Annotated in this window: 8 protein-coding genes; 4 read left to right on the top strand and 4 right to left on the bottom strand. The window is 50.6% G+C overall.

All coding sequences use genetic code 11. From position 1 onward, the window contains the following. Positions 1-17 precede the first annotated feature (17 nt). From KB559_RS10530 to KB559_RS10515, 4 genes are all read right to left on the bottom strand, one after another. Positions 18-1,286 carry an MFS transporter gene (locus KB559_RS10530; protein ID WP_211021693.1) on the bottom strand — a complete coding sequence of 423 codons (1,269 nt, stop codon included), beginning with the start codon at positions 1,284-1,286 and terminating at the stop codon, positions 18-20. 363 nt (positions 1,287-1,649) lie between these two features. After that, a complete protein-coding gene (locus KB559_RS10525) occupies positions 1,650-1,796 on the bottom strand; it encodes a hypothetical protein (protein WP_211021692.1) in 147 nt (48 codons plus the stop codon). A gap of 410 nt (positions 1,797-2,206) precedes the next feature. Beyond that, positions 2,207-4,432, bottom strand: a complete 2,226-nt coding sequence (locus tag KB559_RS10520) for a Tex family protein (protein ID WP_211021691.1) — start codon at positions 4,430-4,432, stop codon at positions 2,207-2,209. 135 nt (positions 4,433-4,567) lie between these two features. After that, positions 4,568-4,939, bottom strand: coding sequence for a DUF4190 domain-containing protein (locus tag KB559_RS10515; protein ID WP_211021690.1), 372 nt, complete (start codon positions 4,937-4,939; stop codon positions 4,568-4,570). A 233-nt stretch (positions 4,940-5,172) separates the two neighbouring features. On the opposite strand from KB559_RS10515, the gene KB559_RS10510 reads away from it, so the two are divergent. From KB559_RS10510 to KB559_RS10495, 4 genes are read left to right on the top strand one after another with little or no spacing between them, the layout of a single operon-like run. Continuing rightward, entirely contained in the window at positions 5,173-6,000 is an 828-nt protein-coding gene (locus KB559_RS10510) for an efflux RND transporter periplasmic adaptor subunit (protein WP_211021689.1), read from the top strand. A gap of 60 nt (positions 6,001-6,060) precedes the next feature. Next, entirely contained in the window at positions 6,061-6,579 is a 519-nt protein-coding gene (locus KB559_RS10505) for a hypothetical protein (RefSeq protein ID WP_211021688.1), read from the top strand. 56 nt (positions 6,580-6,635) lie between these two features. Continuing rightward, complete coding sequence (locus KB559_RS10500; protein ID WP_211022168.1) at positions 6,636-7,280, top strand: ABC transporter ATP-binding protein; 645 nt, start codon at positions 6,636-6,638, stop codon at positions 7,278-7,280. Next, a complete protein-coding gene (locus KB559_RS10495; protein ID WP_211021687.1) occupies positions 7,277-8,449 on the top strand; it encodes an ABC transporter permease in 1,173 nt (390 codons plus the stop codon). The genes KB559_RS10500 and KB559_RS10495 overlap by 4 nt, the downstream gene beginning before the upstream one ends. Positions 8,450-8,456: the final 7 nt, after the last annotated feature.

The following is an 8,456-nucleotide window of genomic DNA, read 5'->3' as shown; positions in this document are numbered from 1 at the left end:
ACTCCCCATCCCCTTTATTAATTGTATTTGCGCAGAGTTTTCAGGAAATAAATACAAACCGCCGCAATCAGTGTTAATCCTGCCCCATTCATCATCAGGACAAGGTCAGCACCATATAGGTCAGAGAACACTCCGGACAAAATGATCCCGAAAGGCGTGGCGAGACTGGAAAGGGATCCGATTGTTCCAAACACGCGCCCCTGGTATTCTCCATCCACTTCGGTGCGCAGCATTACCATTACGATGATCGTTCCGACAGACAGGATAAAGCCAACAAGAAAGACAAAGGGAATGGCAAAATAGACATCGTTTATGGATGAAAGAAGCATTAAATTGGGCCCGGCCAAAAGCATGGCAATACTCACCCAGATGCCTCGTTTGGTGATTCTGCTTCCCATGAATGCGATAAGTCCAGCACCCGTCGCATACCCAATCGGGATAATGGCCTCCAGCATGCCGAATTGCCACGGAGTCGCCTTCCATATCGTTACGGCAAGCACTTGAAAAACCATCATCGAAGCGACGAAGAAGACCATGATCGACGGCAGTAGAATGGAGACGGAACGGGCAATGGAATGACCGCGAATATAAGACAATCCGTGCTTTAAGTCGGCCCAAAACCCCTTTTTTTCCCTGTCTTGCTGTATAGGGTTTGGAAACGAGCCGGACAGAAGCACACAGCCTGCTGAGATAAAAAAAGCAATACTTACGACGATAACCGATGTCGGTCCGCCAAAGATGGCGACAGCAGCTCCCCCAAGAGACAACCCGGCAAGACGGGCCAGTGTATCCGTAATTTGCATCAGACTCGTTGCTCTCTGGATCTGTTCTTTGCCCACAATGTTAATGAGCGAGGAGGAGAAGGCAGGATTATGGAATTGTGAAGCAGCACCGACCAATGCCAGTAAAACAATCAGCATCCACCAGCCTTGACCTTCCCCAAAAGAAACAACAGCGGCAACTCCTACCATCAGAATCCCCCGCACGATATCCATGCCCAGCATAATCATCCGTCGGTTATAACGGTCCGCTATAGTCCCGGCAACACTTCCTAGTAAAAAGCTTGTTATCATCTGAACCACCATGATGGTCATCATGGCTTTCGCGCTGCCTGTCGTCGATAGTACCCAGAAGCCGACTACAATGGAATGAAAACCTTCCCCCATAATGGATAGTGTGCTTCCTAAATAGATCCACAGAAAGGTTCGGTTATTCATCAGACGCTTTGACTGGGATTCCGGAACGGCCTCCTGCGGCTTGGCTGCAACTAAAGCTTCTGAATTCACGGACACACCCCCTTATACAGAAATGCTTGAATCATCATGTTCACTAACATCGGTCCACCTGAATGGCTTGACTTTTCCCGATTGTTCAATCGTTTGCACAAAATCGTCATTGGAGGTGTCTTCATATGGAACAGGTATATCATTCTTCAAATGAATTTGATAAGTAGTTAAAAACATTTCGCAGGGTCTTGTTTGTGGGTATGGTCACTTGGATCGGTATTGAATGAATTGCTTAGTGTGAGGTGAAATCATTCAGAACAATGACTTAAGAGTGGTCTTGATGCAAGATAGCCGGGGGTTACTTCATCTTGAAATGTCATTCCTGTTGAATCGAAACTCGGTCTAAAATATAGAATCGTTGAATTAATCGGGTACGGATGGAAGGATAGGAAGGGAAAGAACGATATCTTCTTGATCGTTGTATTTGTGATGCATGCCTTGAAAAGAGGACAAAAGCGTGACAAAAAGCGACATTGAATCGGATTTGCCCATTTGCAAAATATTTTCCATAAGAACCTCCTAACAATAAATAATAAAAAACATAGAGTCGGGTAAAAGCGACAACAATACCGCCACATTTCCTTTAGGAGATACTATGAAGTTGGGCAAACGTTTGCAATTTAGAGAAAGGTTCAACTTTTAATTGTAAGCCAACCCAATAACTTCAATTTGAATTATATTTTGAATACATATTCTAGTCAATGAATTTATTTTCATAATATATGACTCCACGGTCATCTAACATCAGACTATTATCACAGATGAATAGGTCAAATTCACCATATTTGTAAGCGCTAACAATTAATCGCGTTGTCCAAACCCTTCACGCGCTTCTCCAACTCAAACAAGCTGAATTCTATCACAATGTAAAAGCCCGCCGAAATCGGCGGGCTTATCTGTAGTTAATGTCCTTATGTTCGTTACTGCTTCCGCATCGTTAATCCGACGCGTCCTTTTTTCAGATCTACATTCAGCACCCAAACGGTAACATTATCTCCAACCGATACGACGTCCATCGGATGTTTGACATAGCCCTCGCTTAGCTGGGAAATATGGACGAGGCCATCGTTCTTGATCCCGATATCCACGAAGGCGCCAAAATCGATCACGTTCCGGACGGTGCCCTGCAGCTCCATCCCCGGCACCAGATCCTCGATCTTCAACACATCGGTGCGGAAAATCGGAAGCGGCAGCTCTTCGCGGGGATCGCGCCCCGGCCGTTGGAGACTGTCCAGAATATCGCGCAGGGTCGGCACGCCGACCTCCAGCCGTTCCGCCAGTGCCTCGGCGTTTAACGCTGCAAGCTTGTCCGCCAGCTCTTTAGAGCCAAGCTGATCCAAGCCTACGCCCAGCTCGGCGAACAACCGGTTTACCACCTCATACGACTCGGGATGAATCGGTGTACGATCCAGCGGATGCTCGCCTTCGGCGATCCGCATAAAACCGATACATTGCTCATAGGTCTTCGCGCCGAGGCGCGGAACCTTCTGCAGCTGTTTCCGGTTGCGGAAGCGTCCATTCTCTTCGCGGAATTTGACGATGTTCTTCGCCGTGGTGGCATTCACGCCGGACACGTACGATAACAGTGAAGGCGAAGCCGTATTGACGTCGACACCGACGTGGTTTACCGCCGATTCCACTACGGTGGTCAGGCTCTCGTCGAGGTGCTTCTGCGAGACGTCGTGCTGGTATTGGCCAACCCCGATCGCCTTCGGCTCGATCTTAACCAGCTCCGCCAGCGGATCCTGCAGCCGGCGGGCAATGGATACCGCGCTTCGCTCGGCGACATCCAGATCGGGGAACTCCTCCGCAGCCAGCTTGGATGCGGAGTACACGCTTGCTCCAGCCTCGTTGACGATCAAGTAGGCCAGTTCCTGAGACTTGCGTTCCGCGATTACTTCCGCCACAAACTGTTCCGTTTCGCGCGATGCCGTACCGTTGCCGATAACGATCAGGGTTATATCATAGCGATCGATCAGCTCATTAAACTTGGCGGCCGCTTCCCGTTTCTTGTTGTTCGGCGGCGTCGGATATGTTACCGCAACTTCCAAAAGTTTGCCCGTATCGTCCACAACGGCGAGCTTGCAGCCGGTCCGGAATGCCGGATCGACGCCCAGCACCCGCTTGCCCCGCACCGGCGGCTGCAGCAGCAGGCTGCGCAGATTTCCGGCAAAGATGGAAATCGCCTGCTGTTCGGCTCTTTCCGTGAGCTCGCCGCGCACTTCCCGCTCGATGGAAGGCGCGATCAACCGTTTGTAGGCGTCCTCCACAACGGCATGCAGCAAGCTATCCGCAACGGAACTGCCCTTGATCCATCGGCCGGCAATAAAACGGTGGATCGGCTCTGGCTCCACTTCAAGAGAGACTTTAAGTATCTCTTCCCGCTCCCCGCGGTTCATGGCGAGAATCCGATGGGACGGCATTTTCTTGGCCGCTTCCCGGTAGTTATAATACATCTCATATACAGACTCGGCCTCAGGCGACTTCGCTTCGGACGTCATCATGCCATGATCCATCGTATACTTGCGGACCCAAGCTCGGGTCGCCGCTTCGTCGGCCATGCCTTCAGCCACGATATCCATAGCGCCCTGTAGCGCTTCCTCCGCCGTCTCCACGCCCTTGTCCGGCTGAATGTACTTGGCGGCTTCCGTCAACGGAGCGCCCTGTTTAGGCTGGGAGAGCAACCAATCGGCCAATGGGGCGAGTCCTTTTTCCTTCGCCAAGCTGGCCCGTGTCTTCCGCTTCTGGCGGTAAGGGCGGTACAAGTCCTCCACTTCCTGGAGCTTGACCGCCTTTCGGATCGCCGCCTCCAGTTCGCCTGTCAATTTGTCCTGCTCCGCGATGATCCGGATTACCTCGGATTTACGCTCCTCCAAATTCCGGAGATAATTCGTGCGCTCTTCGATATCGCGAAGCTGGTTCTCGTCCAGTTCTCCGGTCATTTCTTTCCGGTAACGGGCGATAAACGGAATCGTATTGCCTTCATCCAGCAGCGAAATCGTAGTCCGCACCTGTTTCAGGGACAAGCTCAGTTCCTTTGCTACCTGCTGAACAATCCGTTCCCGGTCTCCGCTCTCATTCTTCTCATGCGTTGCGTTAGCTTCCGATTGCGACAAAGAAATCCCTCTTTCATTCAAAAATTCCATGATTCCTTTATTATCACAAACTTCCCGCGTCTTTTCCACCGCAGGACGAATGGTAGTTTTCAGGCATCGCGGATTAAAGAAGAAAAACACCGGGCCCGAATTATCTTCCAGGCTGCGGTGCTTTCTGTTTGTGCATTAAAATGTGGAGTAATTCTCCACCCCTGCCGATGCAAACATAATAATTGCCAAAACAAGAATAAATAGAATTATTCCGTAAATCGCCGTTCCGACGATTCCGCAAACTAATCCGGCTATCGATAAGCCTTTGCCCTGCTCCCCGGTGCGCTTCAACTCTTTGAAGGACAGGCTGGCAAACACGATTGCGACAATTCCCAAAAGGAAACCTATGTACGGGACTACGATGGACAAAACGCCCAGTACGAGCGATGTGATCGATTTGCCGTTCGTCTTGGCCGGTGTCGGCGGTCCTGGCGGCGCAGGCTGATAACCCTGCGGATAATTATTGAATGTCGTATATTGATACTGATCTGACGGATTCTGATCCATTAAAAAAGTACCTCCTCCATAAACTATGATTATTGTACTTCATCTCCGGGTCGGGCGCCAACCATTTTTGGCTTTTGGGCTTGCTTTCGTACCGGAAAACGTTCAGCTAACTTTAAGTTACGTTTCAGACAACTTTAAGTTTCGTTTCAGACCCCTTTAATATTGGCCCCTTAGTATATGACCTGATACATACCTTTATCTTTAAAATACCCGTGGGAAGTTGGAGTGAGCGAATGAAAAAAAAGAAATGGTTATGGATCGGAGTCGGAATTGTCGGCGCCATTTTGATTGCCTTGGCGGCTACGATGTTGATCCTGCCGGATAAAAAAACCGGAGAAGCCGCGCCTGTCCAACGGACAACCCAGGTTGTCAAAGGCAATATCCTCGTCAGTGTGTCGGGATCAGGATCGGTAATATCGACGGATAGCCAAAGCGTACGTACCAAGGATGAAGGCAAAGTCAAAGAGGTAATGGTCAAAGCCGGAGATATTGTGAAAAAGGGGCAAACCCTGCTTACCTTCGAGGCCGACGACTTATCGGACAGTCTGGAGACAAAGGAAACTTCTCTGGAATCGCAGAAAATGGATTTGATTGACCTTCAGGCCCAGTACAAGCGTCAGGTTTATGATGGCGCCTCCGAGGAAGATTTGAATAACACCCGGAAATCCATCACCAAGCAAGAACTGAATATTAAAAGCACGGAGAATGAAATCGCCTCAATAAAAGAAGATATGATTCCACCCGACTCATTAACATCACCTATGGACGGGACGATTACTTCGGTAAATATCACTGCCGGCGAAAAGGCCAACAATGGAAGCGAATTGTTCGTCATCCAGGATTATCAGAATTTGAGCGTACAAATTCAAGTGGATGAATTGGATATCCCGCAGGTGAAAACCGGGATGAAGTCTTCCGTTCAACTGGATGCGCTGCCGGATCAAACGATCGACGGCGAAGTATCCGAAATTGCGAATGAAGGCACCGCTTCGGGCGGAGTATCCCTATTCGATGTCACGATTAAATTGAAGCAATCGGACGGGATCCGCGTCGGCATGTAGGCTGAAGCATCCATTGTTCTCTCCGACAAGACAGATATTTTGACCCTCCCCGTTGAAGCCGTGCAAAAAAGAGGCGAGTCTTACTTCGTGATTCTTCCGACTACCGACGCCTCCGCGGCCGGCAGCCGGAATGGCGGAAGAATCGTTCCGGAAGGCGATCTGCAGCAGCCAATCGGAACCTCCGGCGAACCACCGTCGAGACCTTCCCAAATATCGGAAGATAACAGGCAGCCCTCAAGCGATTCAGGACAAGACAGGCAAAGAACTAAAACTACCGGCAGAACGAACATGCAAGAGGTTGAAATCGGCGTTCATAACGAAACTTCCATTGAAATCGTCAGCGGTTTAAAAGAAGGCGACGAAGTCGTCATTCCTACAGTGATGGGTTCCTCCTCCTCTAATTCAACCCGGCAGCAGGAGCAAATGGGCCAAGCCGGGGGCTTTGGGGGCTTTGGAGGCTTCGGCGGAGGCGGTGTCAATCCGAACGGCGCCATGCCTGGCGGAGGCATGTCCGGTGGAGGCTTCTCGGGCGGTGGCACACCTGGCGGCGGAGCTAGTCGGACAGGAGGTGGCAGATAGTGTCTGATTTACAGCAGCCTCTGATCAACGTTTCCGGGTTGGGGCACGGATACAAAATGGCTGGAGAACTCATGCCAGTCCTCAAAGACGTCAGCTTTCAGATCCACCAGGGAGAATTTGTGGCGATTATCGGCCCATCCGGCTCCGGTAAATCCACTTTGATGAACATGCTAGGCTGCCTGGACGTAGCCAATGAAGGAATCTACCTGCTTGATGGCCAGGATGTGAAGAAATTGTCGGATAATAAACTGGCCGTAATTCGTAATGAAAAGATCGGGTTCATATTTCAGCAGTTCAATCTCTTGCCCAAGCTAACGGCATTCGAAAATGTAGAGCTTCCCCTCATTTACCGGAATGTCCCGTACAAGGAGCGAAAAAAGGCGATCGAAGAGTCCTTGAGACTAGTCGGTCTGGCGGACCGGATGCATCATAAACCTTCCGAGCTGTCCGGCGGACAACAGCAGCGGGTGGCCATAGCAAGAGCGATTGCGGGAAATCCTCCCCTGCTTCTGGCCGACGAGCCCACCGGCGCACTGGACAGCAAGACTGGCATAGAGGTTATGGAGAAGATGAAGGAGCTTAACCGTCTCGGTCATACCATTATTATCATCACCCATGATCTCTCCATCGCGGAGCAGGCCAAACGGGTCATCAGCATTCAGGACGGCATGATCGTCGAGGATCGGAGGCTTGCGGTATGAATCTGCTGCAAAGCGTAAAAATGGCCTGGAAAAGCATCATCGGGGCGAAGATTCGTTCCCTGCTCACGATGCTCGGAATTATTATCGGGGTATCCTCGGTTATCACGCTCGTATCGGTAGGCCAGGGGACTACTTCGCAGATTACGGAGCAGCTCGAAGGCTTGGGCACGGACTTATTGACCGTAAACATTACGGGGCGGGGAAATACGACTTCTTTGTCTTATGAAGAAGCAATGCAGCTTGCCGACATTGAGGGGATCAAGGCGGTCTCTCCTGTCGTAAGCGGGTCAGCTACAGCCAAAAAAGATACCGTCAATGATTCCGTATCCATCGAGGGCATTGCTCCGTCATATGAAGAGGTGCAGGACTTTCACGTCCAGTCGGGCCGCTATATCCTGGATCTGGACAATGAATTCAGAATGAAGGTGGCGTTAATCGGGACCGAAACGGCCAGCACGTTTCTGGGCACGGCCGATCCCGTTGGGAAAACGATCCAGTTGGACGGCACCAGCTTCAAAATTGTCGGCCTGCTGGAGTCAAAGGGGTCCAGTCTGACCGGTTCAAACGATAACAAAATCCTGATTCCGATCAGCACGGCCGAACGCTTTCTGCGAAGCCGGGGAGTTCGTTCCATCACCGTACAGGTGGAAGACACGAAACAAATCGAACAAGTCAAGTCATCGCTGGAAGCCGCTCTTGATAAAAAATTCATGAACGCGGACAATGCTTATACTGTGTTTAATTCGCAGGAAATGCTGGACACCTTGAATTCCACCACGCAAATGTTGTCGCTCGCACTCGGGGGCATTGCCGGCATTTCACTGCTTGTAGGCGGCATAGGCATCATGAATATTATGCTGGTCTCCGTCAGCGAAAGAACACGAGAAATCGGGATACGTAAAGCGATCGGAGCAAAAAAGAGGAACATCCTGCTACAATTCATGGTCGAGTCTACCGCTTTAAGCGGGTTTGGCGGTTTAATCGGAGTTGGACTCGGATACGGCGCCAGCGCGTTGATCGGCCATTACTCTTCCCTCTCCACCTCGGTTTCCGTCCCGATCGTCCTGATCGCCTTCGGCTTTTCCTTATTCATCGGCATCGTGTTCGGAATGATTCCTGCCAATAAGGCGGCCAAACTCCGGCCGATCTACGCTTTACGCACAGATTGACTCTTAG

The organism is Paenibacillus sp. Marseille-P2973, assembly GCF_018101095.1.
Classification (GTDB): domain Bacteria; phylum Bacillota; class Bacilli; order Paenibacillales; family Paenibacillaceae; genus Fontibacillus; species Fontibacillus vini.
Note: the sequence above shows the minus strand (reverse complement) of the source record. Positions and strands in the feature narration are given on the sequence as shown.

Coding starts and splice junctions, on each gene's coding strand:
- KB559_RS10510 (WP_211021689.1), top strand. CDS start 5,173: ATGAAAAAAAAGAAATGGTTATGGATCGGAGTCGGAATTGTCGGCGCC.
- KB559_RS10500 (WP_211022168.1), top strand. CDS start 6,636: ATGGCTGGAGAACTCATGCCAGTCCTCAAAGACGTCAGCTTTCAGATC.
- KB559_RS10495 (WP_211021687.1), top strand. CDS start 7,277: ATGAATCTGCTGCAAAGCGTAAAAATGGCCTGGAAAAGCATCATCGGG.
- KB559_RS10525 (WP_211021692.1), bottom strand. CDS start 1,796: ATGGAAAATATTTTGCAAATGGGCAAATCCGATTCAATGTCGCTTTTT.
- KB559_RS10520 (WP_211021691.1), bottom strand. CDS start 4,432: ATGGAATTTTTGAATGAAAGAGGGATTTCTTTGTCGCAATCGGAAGCT.
- KB559_RS10515 (WP_211021690.1), bottom strand. CDS start 4,939: ATGGATCAGAATCCGTCAGATCAGTATCAATATACGACATTCAATAAT.